The organism is Bradyrhizobium sp. 164 (assembly GCF_023073715.1).
Classification (GTDB): domain Bacteria; phylum Pseudomonadota; class Alphaproteobacteria; order Rhizobiales; family Xanthobacteraceae; genus Bradyrhizobium.
On sequence record NZ_JADPKA010000001.1, the window covers coordinates 153862 to 171371 of the forward strand.

Here is a 17510-nt window from a genome sequence, read left to right on the forward strand (position 1 = left end):
TGCCTCTGCCACACGTCGAGGCACTTACCGCGGTTGCGTCACAGACGCAGCAGCCCCGCTTTCGAAGCGACGGGGAGCTGCAGCGCACCCTATGAGAAGTGAAGCGCCGGAGCTGCGCTCTTCGATCATGCCAAACTCTTGCCGCCGGGCTCGGCTTCGATTTGGTCGACGTCTTCACCAACGGCGTTTCCGACGGCGATTTTACAGCGTCGCGTACCGCAAGACTCGACGGCCTCGCCGTGACGGCAAGGGCGCGCATACCCACTATGAGCAGCTCTACATTTCGCTAGTTGAATCGCCTGGGCGGCTATAGCATCGGCTGGAGAAAATATCTACCCGGCGGCAGTAGAGCGCGCGCTTATGGAGCATCCCGATGTCGCAGACTGCGCCGTTGTCGGTCGACCCGATCCGGCGCTGGGATGAGGTGCCGATCGCTTATGTGATCAGGCGGCCGGGGGTTCTGTTTGACGCGGAAGCACTAATGGCGCATGCAGGCTCGCAGCTCGCCCGCTTTAAGGTGCCGCGCGAAATTATTTTCACGGAAGAATTGTCACGAACGGCGTTGGGCAAGATCCAGCATTTCGCGCTGAAGGGGCTTACACGATCAAGCCAGCACAACGACGGCGAATGAAGATTTCGATCGGGTTTGGCATTTCCTTTACCCGCAGGCATGGCCGCTGAGGGCCGCGAGAACCCCACGGGTCACCGCGTCTATGCGAACACGGCAGCTGTGAGTTGTTCATTTTCGGCGCCTTTCGGTCTAATAACGTTGCCCCGAGGTCGCTGATGCCGCGGATCCTCATTATGAATGCCGGTACCGCGCAAATGTCGGGCTCTGATCTGCCGACAACCCAACTTTCGCTTGCCTCCAAGTCGGCTTGGTCTCCGTGTGGTTTGCACAGGGGGAGATGGGGGCCCAATTCCGGTATTGGTAAGTCAAGGATTCGCCGCCTGTTATCTCTGGATGCTCGTGCCGTTTGAAAGGAGAAGCATTAGAACGCGTCATTTAAACCTCAGGCACGGGAGAGAACGCTCCGTGGACGAGAAGGAAAGAGAGCTCAACAGAGCGGCACTCACAAGCCTTCTCGGCCCATGCGCCTCCTTTTCGGTCTGCAGAGCAGACCGCCGAGCTGCACGACGCCAGAGCTGGCATGCTTCGGAATGTCTCTTGAAATGCTGCTGGCGGCATACATTGCCATCCTCTCACCAAATATCGCGATTTACATCTCCTGCGCTTTGAACTTGCGAATCAGATCGCAAATGCCGTTGCAGTCGACGTATGTCGACGGTTCGCACGAGATGTCATCCATGTCTTCACAGGTGCCGCACTCTTCCAGGAAGTTAATAGAGGTGCTGAGCCGGAGCGACGTCGCCAGTTGGGGTACCCGTCCTCACTCAGCCGATATTCCGATCGTCTATCATTTTTGGCCCCTCGACGCCGCCGACGCCCGCGTCAGTTAGAGCTTTGCCCGTGTTGCTGCCGGCGTATTCTGGGACGTGATCGAACTGCCCATGCCGTCTTTGGGAGCGCGATTGTATCAATCTTCCTATCAACCGATAAGTAGCGCGCCATTCGAACCAGTCCGGGTTCAAAAGGAGAGATCGCTCTTGCGAGCCTGCGTTGACGCTCGCCCTTGACGAGTGCTTGCAGCAATCCCGCACCAGCGCCTTGCTGAATAAAGCTTCTGATTATGCCCGGAAAAATTAGCGACCTGTCGATCGCAAGGCGTCTTGAACCTGACCTGACTTGTTCGGCAGTCCGAAACCGCACAACAAGTGCAGCCTCATAGTGTTAGCCTCGGACATTGCTGTTGAGGAGCATGCGCCGAGCCAGATGGAAGTGCTGGAACGCGGCCTCATTTAATCGGACCGCATCGACCCGGGCCGAGAGTGCGAGGATGGTCGTTACCGCTCTCACCGCGTGGAAAGCGATTATGCTTGATCCAAGATGAGGGCGTTAAGGGTCACGGCGAGATTGGTCACCAGCATGCCAGAGACCCCATTGGTAAAATGAAACCGGCTTTGACTCGGTCCAGAACAACTACAGTTTCGAGGCGCTTTATATCTGGATTTTCATTTATCAAGCGTCGGGTGAAATGCTCGTACTCTTCCATGTTATTTGCAGTCACCAACAGGATGAAATCAGCTTGGCCCGTGACGTAAAATCCGCTCATCACCTCCGTCATAGTGCGGATGCCCCGCTTAAAGCGATCAATGATGTCGGCGCGATCGCGCTCGAAGAAAATGAGGACCAGCATAGTCACGTTTCGGCCGATCGCCCTTGGCGAAATGATTGAGACGTCTGATTCTATCACGCCCTCTTTACGTAGGCGCTTTAGTCGGCGCTGAACTCCGGATGCAGATAGGGCAACTTTCGCGCCGAGTTCTTCACTGCTTAGGCGATTGTTGCGTTGAACGAGATCAAGAAGACGAGCATCGATTTTGTCGATTTCCATGGCTGCATTGCGGACTCTCGAGCGCGACCGCCTCCTCCAGGCATGCGAGGTAGTGCCATTGAGCGTCCCGGTCATCTCTAAACCTCCTCCCTAGCACCTCTACCAATGGACGTCTTCAGCCGACAATGCGCGCACTGACGAGTTGAAAGGCTCAAACCTTATCGGGGACAGCCAACCACCGGTTCCGGCCTTGTGCGCGCCCGGTCGGCTTGGTCGCGTTCCCCAATTCCAATAAGCCGCTAAAGCTCTTTTCCTCAAGGCGCTGTTGGTGGAGGTGAATTTGTCTGTACCGCACCTCTCTTGATCCCTGGCAGCTGATTGAATGTAGTCCCTTCGGGAGCGGACATGTGGGCGGCTTAGCGTCACCAATGGAGCGCCATTGGATTGACCTCGCGGGCGAGCTAGTGCGGGGTGACTTTGCTTCAGCTATGTCACGTATTGAAATAACCAAAGCGCGGCATCTCCCGGGCAAGGCGCACCAGAAAGGACATTGTTAACGTCACGCCACTGAGCAGCGCATTCAGGACCAGGATCGAAATCTTGGCTGCATCTGCGATGCCGCCGAAACGATCGAGCACCGAGGGCGCGTCTGCGTTGAGGCTCACGCCGTGGTAGGGCGGCATCAGCATCAGAAGGCTTGCGCCACGCGCGGCCGCATAGCGGACGCGCTCGATTGCAAATTGCGTGCTGAAATGTTTGCATGTGATCATGACCGCCTTGCGACTACCCACATGAGCCAGGGACAAATCAACCAAAATATCGCACTCCTGCTCCGATAACAGGAACTGCTCGGAACAATGAGCCAGAATGCAGATCCATCGGCGCGCTCGTCGATCATGCATTCGAGCACGCGGCGCTGCCTCTCAAGGGCACGAACTCCGGTTTGTGAAAGCCGGTGCGACTGGGAAGAGGCGGCCATAGGCGTATTTCCTTGCATTTGCCATGAGCAGGCGTCCAACAAGCAGATTTTCTTGATGGTCAGATATCTTTGGGCTCGCTCAGGTCATCAAGAACATTCGATGCGCCTCGAACAGATAATAGGATCCGAGAATGGTCCTCGCAGTGTTCGCCGCCTGCAAGAGAGGCCGAACCAATCATCGGGCGTCCAGCCACCGCGAAGACTTCGTAGTTATTGTTCCAGCGGGTCCACCAGAAACTAAAGGCTGCGTTGGTGTAGCTCATGCCATAACCCGCTTTACCTTATCTCTTCCGATGCAGGGCATGAGCAATCCCACGAGATCATTCCGGCTCTGCGGCAGCCTTTGCCAATGAGATCGGAGCGATGGACCTTTGTCCCAGCGGTCGTCCGTGGATACGCGGTGTTTTTCGCTCAGCGTTTTGGAGATGACTCGAACTGTTCTGCTTCGACCTTACGGCCCTGCCCGATCGTGATTATTCCAGATGAGGTCGCATTGGTCGCGGCGACCGAACTCTGAATCTGGGTAATTTTGAGAAAATATCCTTTGTAAGACGCAACCGTCTAATTCAGCTGTCAACTCAGACTTGTCGGTTCTCGCGTATCGCGACGTGAACGGGATGATTCACCTAACATATGCTGATCGGTGTCTTCCGCTTGTACAGCTTTCGAAAAGAAGACGGCGCTAAAGGCTCCGCAGGAAAGAAACGCTAGCGAGCTTTTGTCTCCCTCCCATGGGCTCCTTCCGCGGCCAAGGCATGCTTCTGAGCGACGCTTGTTCTTGTTCAGCTGAGAGAGGGACACGGCGCCCTATTATAGAGATCTTCGACTTGCCGGCCGTCTCAAGGAATCGAGTGCGCTGGCGTCCGCCAGTATCAGTCCCGTATACATTCTTGTCCACTGAACTCCGGCTGGACACTTCGCAATGAAGCTGAGGCATCGGCGATGGTCAGGCGCATCAGGGACAAGACGCTCGAAAGCCGCAGTGCGCGGCGGGACAAGCCGGTGCGCAAAACGCCCGTCTTGGTATCAATCGGACGAGGCCTGTCGATCGGTTATCGGAGGAACGAGACCGCCGGCACGTGGGTGTTTCGCAAAGTCGACGGATCGCGACTATACGCACCCCCGGACACTCGGACCCAACTGTCGACTACAGCGTGGAGTGCAACCGATCTCAGCGTGTGCATTCCGGGGCCCCGATGCAAAACCCACTGTCGACCTCCAAGGTCGCACCGTGCCGTTGTATCTGAATCATGACCGATCCGGAGAACAACCCGCAGTAACTGATCTTAAGCCAGACTCCGTCGTGCCAGCAACGATTGGCCTAATCGTGTCATTGCCGAAAGTCAGGATCACAAGAATTGTAACCGGCAGGCCCTCGCCGATGTCTTCGATCTGCGACAGACTGTACGCGCTAGCGCCACCCGCTCGACCGCATCGGCTGGACAGCCTGCGAACACCTCAATCTTATGGCTCAGCCACGATATCGATGATCTCTTCGCTCATGCCAGCATCACAGCTTCTTGCTTGAAGGTATCAACTGCGGCCCGGGTCAGCCGAAAAACGCCACAACCACGGGACAGTGGGCGATAGGCAGAGCCGGCTCGGGCCTTGAGAACATCAAACCATTGGTCGGGCGTGAGCCTCGCCGGGCGCTCGCTGATCTGGATCACTCTGCCATTCGGGGCGAAGCGGACGTGAATGATGATCTGCGGGTTCATATCGTTCCCGTTTTTTTGACAGGTTTAGAGACCGGTGGGCTGCTCGATCGTGACGTGTTCAGTTTCGCCCCCTTTTGGGTGGACCTCGCGCCGCGACTTGAACTTCGCACCTGCATTGGTGCCGGGTGGTCCGTTCGGCTTGGCGGCGACAATCGCCTGTGTGTTAGGCCTCATACGTTCTTCAGCATTGCCTTGAGTCACGTTTCGGGCCAACAGTCGATGTCGGCAAACTCCGCCCGCGCGTCCGCGAGATTGATGGCATGGAGGGTCTGAGAAACGAATAGGAGGAGGCTGATTACCTCTTGCTCCCGCTCGATAACGAGGGCCTACAGGCCAAGCAGCAGCCCAATCGTGCGCTTGGAACCGCAACGCTATACTTGCGGCCAACATAGACCCCGAAAGCTCGTTCGAGCGTCTCAGTCGTCGACCGACTGGAAATTCGCTGCGAACACAATAGCGCTTCGACGGCAGAGAGTCGGCAACAATGATATAAAGATCCGAGAGCGGAACTGCATTCACCGCCTCGGCGTCATCGAGGCGATTCTCTGCGGGTCCAGTGCCGATCACCGCCCAACATGCCTTCTAGCCAGCACCAACCCAGTCGCTCGCGCCTGGTCGGCCGTAATCTGCATGCAGTGGTCCGATCCATCGATTAGATGCAGGTCAAACTGCGGAAGACGCCGGAATGGCTGCTGCGTCACATCCGATGCATCACATCGAACCAAGGTGAGCTGCGGAAAGCGGCGCCTTAGGTCAGCAACGGCGCTAGTGTCTGTGTTAGCTGTCGCAAGCAGGCGTTCAATTTCGATCAATTGTTCTGTGGCTAGTGCCATTGTGGCTCCTATATGATTGCTGCCAAGTGAGCATCACTGCCAGAAGAGCCGCTCGGGATCCGTGTTCAATTCATCGATCGCCGACGCAAGCCGGTGGAAAATGCTGTAAAATTTCCAGCTTCCTCGCGCATGATTCTTGAAGAACAGTTTCCAGATCCCGCTCACGGCATCGTAATGAAATAGCGCGACATCGATCTGACCGCCATCGTTGTCGATATTGCGCGAGCAGCAGGGACTCTCTATGAGATAGCCAGCCTTTACCGGCGTCACACTCGGAAAGACATAGCGATAATGCTTGCGCGAGATCAAAGCACGTTCGATCCGCTTGCGATCTAGCTCGTTCGGATGCGGGATCAGTCCGACCGGTACCTCTCTCGACACTCTCATTGCGAGAACATCCCCTCAAAGGATTGTGATCTCTTCTTCAAGACAACCAACGACCAGCCGCTCACCAAAATCTACAAGATAGATCGGCACGCTGGCTTCGGTATGCATCGCGACCCGGACGATCTCGCCGATAGCACCGGCGCCGACCAGGATCCCATCAGGCGGCGCGGTGGCAACTGATTCGTCATTGATGAGCTTGACAGCGGTTTTCACGCGCTGGCCCGATCGATATTTTGGAACGCGCGGCTCTGTCATGACACAGCCACTTCCGGCAATGGCAGATCATCCACGCCCTCGTCGACCGGGTCGAGCTCTTTGCGCCCCATGCTGACGCGGTAGCCACTTTCAAGAAATTCGACACCGTAGATATAGAATTTCTGCAGGAACGTGCCGATGGAAACGACATAACCCACGTCGCCCTTCTTGGCCAGAATGTCGCCGATCTCCTTACCGCGAAGGGTACCGTCATTGCGGATGGTACTGCTGGCCCGCACCTTTTCGCCGAAGCTGAACGCGGGCGGCCCGGTTAGCTGGACCACATCACTGTCGCGAACGATCATGTTCATGCACCGCCCCCCTCGCGAACCTGCAGGGCGCACGGAGACGCGAGCAGAGGTGCTCTTCTGAAGCATATTGTCCTCGTCTGCGATGAGACATACCGACTCGTCATCCGCGAGGCGAATCGCCACTTCGTAGCGGGTATGCCGTTCAGGTTCGCGGTTCAGAGCGGTTACCGAATGAGGTGACAGTCGCTGCGCGAACTCGAGGTGCACGGAGGTGTCGGGGTCGTTCACCATGCCAAGCAGCCGCATACGTCGTGCCACCATGCGGCGAAACTCAATGGCCTCATCATTCATCAGCCAGCCAAGCCGGCGCGACTCGATGCGCTGCGTCCCGATCCAACAGCCGCAATAAAATGCAGAGCTTTGCCACCTCCGACGTCTTGGCCCAGCGAGTCTGTCGAAGTCGGAGCGGTAGAGCTCGATCGGGACAGAAGCCAACGTCTCTGCTTCGAGCAGGTGCTTTCGGCCACTCCGTCCAGAGTGATAGAAGAGTCCGGTCTGCTGTTGCTGATCCTCGGCTCCGGGTAGCAGAGCTTCGTCGAGCCGCGTGTGCGCGACCAACGCTCCCTTGCTGCCTGATAGTGGAATGACTTGGTCCATGTTCATGGACAGCTTTCCTCCTCTGACAGGTGGCCCCTTCGACGTTGCAAGGCGGTGCACCTGGCCCGGCGAAGAACAGCCCCGTCAGCACAGCGGCGTGGGTCAAATCGATGACAGCGCTGCTTAGTGGGTGCTCGGCATCGGGGCGCAACTTTGGACCGTTGCGCTCCATGACTTTCTTACGGGCCCCGCGGCGCCGCCTACGCATCGATGTTGGCGATTGATCCTGAGCAATCCATGGCCATGACAGGAAGTTGCAAGTCGACGCCTGCGGAGCCGTCGATGCACACGGCGATACTCGCGACTTTGCAGTGACGGAGCTCGGCATGAAGTTCACGAGCACACCCCTTTAGGCAGGCGCCTGGTAACGCGGCACTGATGTGTCGATGACGTTGGTGTTTTCAACTCGACAGAGAGGGACACACTGCGGCTCGTCAAAATGGACGATGCATTCGGTGCACTTCTTGGATTCAATTACGAAGTTTCCGGCCTTCACCGACATTGCAACATTCGGGCACAAGGGTTCACAAGCCGAGGAACTCGTACATTGCGAGGCGATGATCTTGAATGGCATCGATACAACCTCTTACGCGACCGAGGTCACGGTTCTTGCCGCATCGCGGCGTCGCCGCGCTTGACGTGCCGGATCTCACCGCTCTTGATTTTATGGAGATAGCCCCTGAACCATCCGATCGCCGATTTCTCGACGATCGTGTTCGGATTGATCGATCGGCTCGATCCCAGCATTGATCAGAATGTCTCTTGGGTAGCCACCAATCTTGGCCACGACGGTGCCCGACGAGTTTTGGATGCGAGCGTAAGGATGATGAGCTTCTTCGCTATAGCAGGGATGAGTCCTAACTTTGTCCGAGATTTCGGACGGCAGATCGCCTGGGGCAGCCTGTGACCCATAGCTCCGTTTGCCATTCTTCGAAGAGCTCCAGGAACCCTTATAATCGGCGATGACCCGCATCCCGCCGCTATCCTCAGCATGTTTGACATGTTTTCCGCGTCCGGCAACAGCGTTCATATTCAATTCTCTGCCCAGTGTGCACCTGGCGAACAGCCTGAGCGGCCACAGAACGAGAGTTAGCAACTCTCGTGCCATCTCGGATGGCGATGGCATTCCCCGCCCTGTGAATGAGTTAGCTAGACGTGATCCGCACAGTTGTGCACGCGTCAGCGACAGTTCACACGTCGCAAATGCGACAGGCGTCGCAATTGTGACGGAGATGGCCGCTGGGTTCTCATTGAGCTCGCGTGAATTCTCCCAACCCGCACCCGTCGTTTGCGATGCGACCTCTTCCTACTAGCGGACCGCGGCGAGCAGCCCACTTCGCGCCGCTACTTGGCGCTCAACATCTCTATCGCGTGCGGGAGTCATATCGCGATCGGTGTCAGGTGTTGCTCGATCAGAAAGTAGAGTTCGTTGCGCGAGAGTGCTTGCGGATCGACCAGCGTAATGGACGTCAGCCGAGCGTTTGGTGATCTGCCGCGCATAAATAGCAAAAAGCCGATCATTGAAGAGACAGCCGAAGAAGAGGAAGCTCCGTCCGTTCCGCCTTTCCTTGATGAGGTTGGGAACTGGTGTCTGGATGCCGATTGCAGTCAGAACCTCAACATAATCAGCGTCAGTAATCAGAAAGCTCTTGACCGGCAGCACGCTGCCGTGCGCCTTGCGCAGCACAGTAGGCCAATGGGTCGCCGAGGCATGATCAACCTTTTGGCTCGCCGGATCGTAAATTGGATACCAGCAATCGACGTGGATGCCGGAGCGCGCGATACTTTGCATCTCACCCCATCCGTCGACCGAGTGCCGTCCGCATCGGGCCGTCGTACCAAGAGTCGACTATCACCGGCAGTAAGGATGCTAGATGATGATGCAGTGGTGTCGACTCCACCGGCGGGCGAACGCCTGGACCATCAAAGCCGTCACGGTGGAGCGATGTATGTCGCTCTCGACATTCTGCGCCGGCGCCCAGACATTGCCTTTGGCCTGGCGCGGTAGCGCAACTTTGCTGGAGAAGGCAGAAGGCCTCCTGTGTCATTGGCATATGTGGTCCGATCAACTCGGCGAGGCCAAGTCCGAGATACGGAACAATGCTAGGCTCTCATCCTCACCGCAAGATCGGTAAGAATCACCTTCGCGTCGGCTGCGTTGACAAACTCAATTCGCGGGAGCGCCTTCATCAGTCCGCCCGTCCTCCCCCGCGTCCTGGCATTTATTGTGATCGGCAGCGGCGTGTCGCTCGTCATCTCGGGCAGATCGTCATCCAGCCATTGGCCATTCTGATCCAACCGCGCGAGAGCGTTTCATACTCGGATTCCACGATCGGCTCTTCGAGAGCTTTCTTGCGAACGGCCCGCATCAAGAGAGCGGCGACTCAAGAGTTTCATGAGGTCAATTTTTCTGGACCGCGATGTATACTTGCGTGGTTTAGCATGCTCCCGCGAGTTGGCGCGCAGCTGAGCCACAATGTTTGACAGTACGGAGACGACCTGGTCGACCTCTTCGAGGGTTGTCTCACGCGACAGGGGCAAGCGCACCGCGCCGTGCAGGCTCTTCTCCGGCAAGCCCATGGCGTGCAGGACATGCGACGGCTCGATTGAGCAGGATCCGCAGGCTGATCCGAGCGAAGCGGCAATGCCCACACGATTGAGATGGTGGAGAATTGCGCGCTTTCGAGATGGTCAAAAACGATGTTTGTCCTACTTGGTTGCCGGTTGCTGATATCGCCAAGCGCCATGCAGTCGGAGGTGGCTAAAATCCCCTGCTGGAGGCGGTAGCGCAATGCACCAATGCGAAAGCGCTCCGGCTCGAGCCGAGCCGCCGCAAGCTCTGCGGCTTTTCAAGACCCGACGACCATGCCGGGGATATCCTCGGTTCCGCAGCGGCGCCGCCGTTCCTGTGTGCCGCCCGAGATCAGCGGCCTGAATTTTTTTGTGCCTTGCGCAAATCGAGCGCGCCGATCCCCTTAGGACCGTGCAATTTGAGCCCGGACAGCGACAGCATGTCGATGGCACTGTCCTTCAGGTTGATGGGCAGCTGCCTACGGCTTGCACCGCATCCGTATGAAACAGCGCGCCCGCCTCTCGCGTCACCCGGCTAGAAACTCCACCGGAAAAATCGTGCCGGGTCTCGTTGTTGGCCTACATAACAGACGCGATCGCAGTACGCGGTCCGAGCGCGCATCGAAACGCCCGGATGTCGAGCCGGCCGTATGAATGTAGAGGGATCACGCGCGTCTTAACGGTCGTTGTCGCCAAATTGCTCGACCAGCGCAAGGATGGCGGAATGCTCGACGGAGGTGACGACTTCGTCGCGGCGCTCCTGCGTCGCGAGCGCAGAAAGGAATTTGGTGTTATTGGCCTCGCTCTCGCCGGATGTGAAGACTATTTCGTGATCATGCGCGCTCCCTAACAATCCTTGCACGCTGCGACGCGCCTGCTTCACAGCTCCGCATCCTCTCGGCCAAAGGCATGGGCGGAGGAGGCATTGCCGAACTGTTCGGAGAAGAACGGCGACATGGCTTGTAGGATGGACGGATTGTCCGTGTCGTCGCGTTGTTGTCGAGATAGATCAGCACTTAATCCTCCCTCAATTCGAGCGCCTTGGTTGCGCCGCCACCCGGATCAAGCGAAGGCGGCGAGGCGATCTCAGAAGATCTCGGCGTCAAGCTGGAGAACGTCACGCTCAACATGCTCGGTCGCACCAAGAAGTTGATGATCGACAAGGAGAACACCACGATCGTCAACGGCGCCGGCAGAAGGCCGACGTCGAGGCGCGCGTGGCCCAGATCAAGGCTCAGATCGAGGAGACCACCTCGGACTACGACCTTGAGAAGCTTCAGGAGCGTCTCGCCAAGCTCGGCGGCGTCGCGGTGATCCGCGTTGGCGGCGCGACCGAAGTCGAAGGAGCGCAAGGATCGCGTTGATGACGCGATGCATGCGACCCGCGCGGCTATCGAGCAGGGCATCGTCCTGGGCAGCGCCGTCGCCCTGCTCTGTGCCTCCGAGCAGCCCAAGGGCCTGCGCACTGTTCCAAAAGCATCAGGATCACACCGCTCAGCGGCGCCTTCAAGTCATTCCGGCAGAAAAAAAGCAGAAGAGCTCTTCGCGAGGCACATCAAGGTGGCCAAGGTGGCAAGTCGGCAGTCGAAAAAACTTATGGTCTTTGGCGTCAGAGGCGATACGAGGCCTTAAATTGCTTAAGCTCTACAAGAAGACGAAGGCGAATAGGCTGGAACATAGGAGTATAAGTCCCGCGGCGGTCACCCCCAGGAGGCGGCCGGAAACAAAATCATGCTCGCGCATGAGCGCCCCTAGTTGCGGCCTGAATTGCAACCGGGCCCCTTTCCTGCGCCCGCGCGGTCAGTTCTTATCCTGATTGCGCACATAATTCCGGCTGTTGCGCCTCGAAAATGCATTATTTGAGCACCGCACAAGGCTACTCGGCCGTGTTACGGCACGAATGATCGCTATTGCTTTCGGCTCAGCAAACGGCACCTGAAGAGCGGCGCGACATCCTGCCCGCGATGCGTGTCGTTTGGCCCGGATGTGAGGGGTTCATGTTCGGAGGTAGTTTTTGGTCATGCGTGGGTCTCTAATTTTCCTTGTGGTTTTTGCAATCATCTTGGCGGCGCGCGGGCAGCAGCAAGAACGCTTCGTGTTGCGCCCGACCGCGGCCATGCCGCCGGTCAACGTTCCTTGAGAGCAAGCGCGCGGAACGTGTCGGCGACATGATGATCATTTGGGGGACTTATCTGGTCAATCAGATCCGACGGGCCATCGGCCGGCGGAGATCGTGAGAGTTCAGGTTGGTCTTGCGGCGGCCTCGTTAGCCAGCAGTTACTCTGCGCTTACGCGGAGGCAGCTCAGCCAGTCTTTCGTGCCGAGTTGGCGCAGTGGCACTTAACTCGCGCAGCACAAGCCAAGCTCATGGAGCTGATCGGAGAGAGACCTTTTGCTTCGGCGCGCCTCGGCCGAGCCCTGTCCGGACTGGCAAGACCCTGGGTGATGCTGTTTCGCACAGCAGCTTGCCGTCTGTCAGGAAGGTGACGGCTTTGGGTTGCACCGTGGTATCCACCGTGACCCGCTTGAGATCGCGCCTGCGCAGTGCTCCGGCGTAGTGCGCCACCCTCTGGCTCTCGGCCAGCAGAAGCTCGAGCTTGCACCAAAGCGCGTGCGCCAATGGCTGAGATCCGAGCGCTCATGCGGAAACTCATGCTGGAAAAACGCCTCGCCGGTGAAGTGCTGGAATACGGATCATGGACCCAGCGATCGCACGCGACTTCGTCGGAGAGGTCATAAATGTGCTTGAGCAGCAGCAGCCCAACCACGAAGCGGGTCTCGATCCCAGGGCGGCCCCTTGTCGCTGTACAGCGGTGCAATCTGCGCATCGATCCAATCCCAGTCGACCTTGCCGGCGAGCTGCACCAGCTCGTGCTTCATGTTGATGATCTGGTCGAGCCTGGCACAAAATAGATCGCCTTCTTCGGTCGCTTTCGGCTTCTTCGGTTCGCATCGGCTCCTCCGATGCGGCCATCGAATCCGGCTTTCGCGATTCGACGGAATCTCAAACTGCAAGTTGCAGGCTTCCGATGCTCAAACCTATCAAAGCCTGCAATCCGAAACGCGCCAACGTCCGGAAAACCGATCCTGATCAGCACCTTAGGCGTTGTTCACGGACGACGGTCTAAGAGGGATGCTTCAAGAACGAGGCGGGAGCGAATTGACGTGAGTCAATGCGAACCAAGCGTGTCGGCCATCGATCGCTTTATGCCGAGCGGCATCAGCGCTCAGATACTGTTGCCGGAGAGGCGGCGAGGCTCCCAGGCACTCCGTCCCACTTGGCCGCGCCTGCGCCGTGGCTCCAGCCAACGGCTCACGCGCCGAAACTCGAGGTCCATACATGAATGGCGCACTGCCATCCCGGGATCTTGGATCTGATCGAAGCAACAGCACCTTTCCCTGATATGTGCTGAGATATCAGCACTTCTCGTTCCAGCTCTCCAAATAAAAAGCTCGAACTCCACAACGGCATCGAAAATTCTCCTTCGGCAACCTGATCGTCGGGCGCGGTCTTAATCGCCTAGATAGTCGGTCTAAGAATGCGGTGCGCACGTTCGGCTCTTCGAGGACCGGCGCGGCCCCAGTCGTTCAGGCTGGCACCGACGTAGTTCGACAGAATGGGATCGTGCCGGCACTGGCGATGGCAGCTCAGGAGCTCTCCGGTCCTCTGGCCTGGACTTGGGGCGTGCTAGGGCCCGGCTCCATCAGTTCGAGCACCGCTCGTCCCTTGTCCGTGATGCGCCACCCTCCATTCACACGCTCGACGAGTCGCTGCGAAAAAAGGTCGAGCTCGGGCACGCGGGCGCCCATTCTCTTGGTGCGCGCCGCCCAATCGGGACCGCTCGTGGCCAAAATGGCCATGTCTCGCTTGAGGTCCGGCATCGATGCGAACCCGTCCCGGTAGCTCACAAGGATCTTCAGCACCGTGACTTGGAAGTTCACATTAGCACTATCACTGTTGTCCGCACCTACCGCCACATTGTTGGCGCAGAGCGAAGAGCTTCCATGCCGACCTGCCTAAGGCCGTCCGCCGTGATCTCACCTCTGTTGGCGGCGTCCAAGATCTTGGAAGCGACATGGGCCCGAGTGCCGGTTTCGTTGCGAGGCAGACCCTCGCAAACCTCCTCAAGAACAGCACGCAAAAGCGCAGTGGTCGTTGCGTCCAACACTTGGCGACTCCGCAAGGCGCAAAGAATGGTAGCACGAGGAAGTACGCTGAAACTTTCGAATGAACTACTAGCTGATTCCAAGACTATGAACTTCACCACAGTTGCCGTTGTTTGTTGATTACCTGAAACGTCGCGGCCGTGTCCTCCTCATGGCGCATAGTTGTGATGCTCCTGCTCCGCTACGCCAGTGCCGAGGAACCACCTCCGTGATGGAATCCAGCCCCGAAGAGGCTCTTTTTGACGATTTTCATCGCGATGGCTTTGTCCTCGCCGCGTTACATGAACTCTTTCTCGTGGCGGCGCATCTTCAGCATCAATATCGCGCGCTGAGGCTAATTGAGCTCGCTCACCCGATGCTCAACTGCGCGCACGGCCATTCGGGCATTGAACTCCTTAATTCTCGTTGAAGCCAAGGTTTCGTTGGGCCGAGACCACGTTCTGGAAGCGTGTTGCATAGAGATTGATGACAGACCGCAGGGAGGTCGCCTCCTTCATGGGGTCATCGTCGCGCAAATCGGTCACGAATCCCTCAATACGACTGGATGCTGCGAGCTGGCGCTAATGATTGTCGGCATGTTTCTTGATCGATTCTTTGACTGGGCTTGCGCTCGAGTTCGGTTGCAATTTGCCGGATTCCAAGAAGGTTTATGACAACGATACGACATGACCTTTGAATTCGTTGCTGGCATTCGACTCACGTTGCGCCACGCTCCCGTAGAGCGTGCGACAGTGCAGATTGCGCCTGTGATAATGACCCCCTGAAATCCCCGGGAGTGCCAGCTGTTCGAGTAGCCCAACGTGGAATCCGCGACGCGGTGATGATGGCCAACGATCTCTGATCGCGACTTTGTGCATTTTGCCTCTCAAATGACATGTCCGGACGCGCCCGATGCTGGTTCGCACTGTCGCGCAGCTATCCTGCTAAATCGCCGAGCTCAACGTCTCTCTGCCGCTCGTTGACGAGCGCTGACTTATTTTGATTGATCCTGAAATCGAGCTATCGAGGGTACGGACGCGTACACCGAGCGAGTGTTCGAAGGCCTCAATGAACAGTACGCAAGCGAATATTCTCGCGAGAAACGCTTCACGATAGCAGTTGCTGCGAACTTAACGAAATCTGCGCACAAAAACTGCAAGATATGGCTGCGAACGCCTCCAATCCTCCCAGGTAAATGAGTATCCGATATCCGCTTGCACGATCTGACGACGTTTCGTGCAAGATTGGAGTTCCCAGTGAGTTCATTTACTTGCCGAGCTCCTATTCAGTGCCCTTCGGGGCGTTTCCTCCCTGACTCGGCCGCGCGGTGTCTCGCGCGGCCTTTTTTCACGCTCGACGAGATCTGATTGCGCGGATTTGAAAACCTCCAGGAGCAACGCGACGACCCCGACCGCCGCCGCACAACCCACGCAAGGCTCGTCCATCCCGCGCTAGCGTCTGAAGGACCCGTCACTTCTGCGGGAGGGCTGCTACATTGATCGCGCCTGAGTCGGCTCACCTGGCGATCGGCACCTCCGAGCAGGGCAAGCCGCTCTCCAAGGCGCTGGGCGAAGTCGATATCGGTGGCGCCTATGTCGAGTTCTACACCGAAGAGACGCGCCGCATCTATGGCGAACCGATTCCCTCGCCGCGCCGGGATGCAAGGCTGCTTGCGATAGCCACCGATTGGCGTCCAAAAAGCGCCGATAGTTTTCTCTTTTGTAAAACCGCCGTCACAAGGCAGTTTTCTACTACGGCAAGATTAAACCGGGACTGCTGGTTCCGCACCTGTTAGATGCAAACGCGACGTTGTCACGCCCCCTTCCTAGCAAGGAGCGACATCGCCACGGATATTCGTCGTGCAGCCCGAGCTCTAAAAATCGCACAGCATGTCGCAGCGCATGCTGTAATCCCATCTGTGAGGCTTCCTGAAAATGCATGCCGCACGGACATCCCCAGAAGGGACAGCAATCATCAATCTCTAGGTCAGCCCATTTCCACCCACCGAGACCGGGCGCGCTCATAACCGACGATCTGGAAGGCATCAAGCGTTCTTGGCGACGAACTCGCCCCGACCGGCTCGCGCAAGAAAGGGCAGGATGTCGGGCGGCACGATTTCGAACCACTCCCGACGGACGCAGGTTGTGTGGAAGCGCCTCTTCGGCGCTAGCATGTATTGCCTTCTTGTTGCGTAAAAAGTCGAATGATGCTCGAACAACGAAGAGGGTAGAGGGTTGACGCATCCACTCTGTTCGGCTCGAGCCGCGGAATTGATCGAAGTCCTGCTAGGCACGGCTCGCTATTGAGAAAGATGACGACGGTTTGAGCGACACACTCTACATCATTGGCAATGGGTTCGATTTGCATCACGGAATTCAATCGTCTTACAGGGCATTCGGTGAATACCTGAAGGCGGTCGACCACGCGACGTATCAGGTCGTGGAACGCTATTTCGACGTCAACGCGGCGTTTTGGGCCGAGTTCGAGGCACGGCTCGCGCACTTCGATAGTGATACGTTGATCGAGGACGCATCCGATTTCTTAATGCCTTATGGCGCCGAAGAATGGAGCGACGCCTATCACCACGATTACCAGTATGAGATCGAGCAAGTTGTCGATGCGATTTCGAAGACATTGCGAGCGCGTTTTGGAGATTGGATCCGGCAGCTGCGCATCCCAGACGCTCCGCCAATTGAGAACCTGCGGCTTCCGATTGATCCATCAGCCTCCTTCTTGAACTTCAATTATACCAGATCACTGCAGCACCTCTACAACGTGCCGGATCAAAACATCCTGCACATCCACGGAGCGGCGAGCGACCCGGAGGCGCTGCTCGTGCTTGGACACGGCTGGGAGCCCGACGACAATCTTGATCCCTATCGGATTAGCACCGACCCCGAGAATGCTGATACACGTGTCGTGGAAGGCCAAGCCTTGGTTGATTCCTATTTCAAAGAGACATTCAAGCCAACTGAGGAGATCATTCAGAGGTATCAAGCGTTCTTCCGCAAGCTCGCGACGGTTGAGAAAATTCTAGTCATGGGGCACTCCGTCTCGGAGGTCGACTATCCATATTTCCAAGAAGTGATCCGTAACATCGATGCAAGTCGGTCGCGCTGGAAAGTAAGCTACTTCGGTGAGCCGACTGCGGTCCGCAAGCGTGTCGGCGATCTCGGCATTGATGCCCGACTTGTTGAGTACGCGCTTCTTGTTGACTTTTGAGCGAGGCGCGTCAGCGACGGCGCCCACGAGCATCGTCACAGGGCTTCCACGTTTGCCAAATGAGAGGGATTGACAGCTCCTCTCTACCACAGGTT

At 57.3% G+C, this 17510-nt stretch carries 13 protein-coding genes and 9 pseudogenes; 6 read left to right on the forward strand and 16 right to left on the reverse strand.

What is annotated here, in order from left to right; genetic code table 11:
* Positions 1–87: 87 nt before the first annotated feature.
* Together IVB01_RS00655 and IVB01_RS00660 are read left to right on the forward strand one after the other, a co-directional pair.
* Positions 88–313 (forward strand): annotated as a pseudogene (locus tag IVB01_RS00655) (M20 family peptidase); the annotation flags it as partial.
* Positions 310–631, forward strand: a pseudogene (locus tag IVB01_RS00660) (acid--CoA ligase); the annotation flags it as partial. The pseudogenes IVB01_RS00655 and IVB01_RS00660, both read left to right, overlap by 4 nt.
* 1348 nt (positions 632–1979) lie before the next feature.
* Here IVB01_RS00660 and IVB01_RS00665 read toward each other — a convergent pair.
* From IVB01_RS00665 to IVB01_RS00725, 13 genes and pseudogenes are all read right to left on the reverse strand, one after another.
* On the reverse strand, positions 1980–2456 hold the full coding sequence (locus IVB01_RS00665; protein ID WP_247354789.1) for an Lrp/AsnC family transcriptional regulator: 477 nt from the start codon (positions 2454–2456) through the stop codon (positions 1980–1982).
* Between the two features lie 431 nt (positions 2457–2887).
* Positions 2888–3211 (reverse strand): hypothetical protein, encoded by a 324-nt coding sequence (locus tag IVB01_RS00670; RefSeq protein WP_247494174.1) that lies wholly within the window; start codon positions 3209–3211, stop codon positions 2888–2890.
* Positions 3212–3434: 223 nt separating this feature from the next.
* A complete protein-coding gene (locus IVB01_RS00675) occupies positions 3435–3638 on the reverse strand; it encodes a hypothetical protein (protein WP_247333645.1) in 204 nt (67 codons plus the stop codon).
* 1236 nt (positions 3639–4874) lie between these two features.
* Positions 4875–5093 carry a hypothetical protein gene (locus IVB01_RS00680; protein ID WP_247305687.1) on the reverse strand — a complete coding sequence of 73 codons (219 nt, stop codon included), beginning with the start codon at positions 5091–5093 and terminating at the stop codon, positions 4875–4877.
* A 563-nt stretch (positions 5094–5656) separates the two neighbouring features.
* Positions 5657–5926 (reverse strand): DUF6129 family protein, encoded by a 270-nt coding sequence (locus IVB01_RS00685; protein WP_247305690.1) that lies wholly within the window; start codon positions 5924–5926, stop codon positions 5657–5659.
* Between the two features lie 33 nt (positions 5927–5959).
* Positions 5960–6313 (reverse strand): DUF3024 domain-containing protein, encoded by a 354-nt coding sequence (locus IVB01_RS00690; protein WP_247305693.1) that lies wholly within the window; start codon positions 6311–6313, stop codon positions 5960–5962.
* Between the two features lie 15 nt (positions 6314–6328).
* Positions 6329–6568: a nitrogen fixation protein NifZ gene (locus IVB01_RS00695; RefSeq protein WP_247305696.1), complete on the reverse strand. Its 240-nt coding sequence runs from the start codon at positions 6566–6568 to the stop codon at positions 6329–6331.
* Entirely contained in the window at positions 6565–6879 is a 315-nt protein-coding gene (locus IVB01_RS00700; RefSeq protein WP_247494210.1) for a nitrogen fixation protein NifZ, read from the reverse strand. Before IVB01_RS00700 ends, IVB01_RS00695 begins: the two co-directional genes overlap by 4 nt.
* Before the next feature lie 946 nt (positions 6880–7825).
* Positions 7826–8050 carry a ferredoxin gene (locus IVB01_RS00705; protein WP_247494175.1) on the reverse strand — a complete coding sequence of 75 codons (225 nt, stop codon included), beginning with the start codon at positions 8048–8050 and terminating at the stop codon, positions 7826–7828.
* Positions 8051–8076: 26 nt separating this feature from the next.
* A pseudogene (locus IVB01_RS00710) lies at positions 8077–8266 on the reverse strand (nitrogenase cofactor biosynthesis protein NifB); the annotation flags it as partial.
* 519 nt (positions 8267–8785) lie between these two features.
* Positions 8786–9268: an SIR2 family protein gene (locus IVB01_RS00715; protein WP_247494176.1), complete on the reverse strand. Its 483-nt coding sequence runs from the start codon at positions 9266–9268 to the stop codon at positions 8786–8788.
* 413 nt (positions 9269–9681) lie between these two features.
* Positions 9682–9873, reverse strand: a pseudogene (gene nifT / locus IVB01_RS00720) (putative nitrogen fixation protein NifT); the annotation flags it as partial.
* A 21-nt stretch (positions 9874–9894) separates the two neighbouring features.
* Positions 9895–11063, reverse strand: a pseudogene (locus IVB01_RS00725) (aminotransferase class V-fold PLP-dependent enzyme); the annotation flags it as partial.
* 55 nt (positions 11064–11118) lie between these two features.
* Between IVB01_RS00725 and groEL the strand changes: the two are divergent.
* Positions 11119–11514 (forward strand): annotated as a pseudogene (gene groEL, locus IVB01_RS00730) (chaperonin GroEL); the annotation flags it as partial.
* A gap of 904 nt (positions 11515–12418) precedes the next feature.
* Here groEL and IVB01_RS00735 read toward each other — a convergent pair.
* The 3 genes and pseudogenes from IVB01_RS00735 to IVB01_RS00745 all read right to left on the reverse strand — a co-directional run.
* Positions 12419–13026 (reverse strand): annotated as a pseudogene (locus IVB01_RS00735) (transposase); the annotation flags it as partial.
* A gap of 720 nt (positions 13027–13746) precedes the next feature.
* Positions 13747–13989, reverse strand: a pseudogene (locus IVB01_RS00740) (hypothetical protein); the annotation flags it as partial.
* Between the two features lie 26 nt (positions 13990–14015).
* Positions 14016–14216: a hypothetical protein gene (locus IVB01_RS00745; RefSeq protein WP_247494177.1), complete on the reverse strand. Its 201-nt coding sequence runs from the start codon at positions 14214–14216 to the stop codon at positions 14016–14018.
* A 206-nt stretch (positions 14217–14422) separates the two neighbouring features.
* Here IVB01_RS00745 and IVB01_RS00750 point away from each other — a divergent pair, with 206 nt between their 5' ends.
* The 3 genes and pseudogenes from IVB01_RS00750 to IVB01_RS00760 all read left to right on the forward strand — a co-directional run bounded on the left by IVB01_RS00750 (position 14423) and on the right by IVB01_RS00760 (position 17415).
* The gene (locus IVB01_RS00750; protein ID WP_247494178.1) at positions 14423–14623 is read left to right on the forward strand and encodes a hypothetical protein; all 201 of its coding nucleotides are present in this window, start codon (positions 14423–14425) and stop codon (positions 14621–14623) included.
* A 1028-nt stretch (positions 14624–15651) separates the two neighbouring features.
* A pseudogene (locus tag IVB01_RS00755) lies at positions 15652–15871 on the forward strand (hypothetical protein); the annotation flags it as partial.
* A gap of 644 nt (positions 15872–16515) precedes the next feature.
* Positions 16516–17415: a bacteriophage abortive infection AbiH family protein gene (locus tag IVB01_RS00760; RefSeq protein WP_247494179.1), complete on the forward strand. Its 900-nt coding sequence runs from the start codon at positions 16516–16518 to the stop codon at positions 17413–17415.
* Positions 17416–17510: the final 95 nt, after the last annotated feature.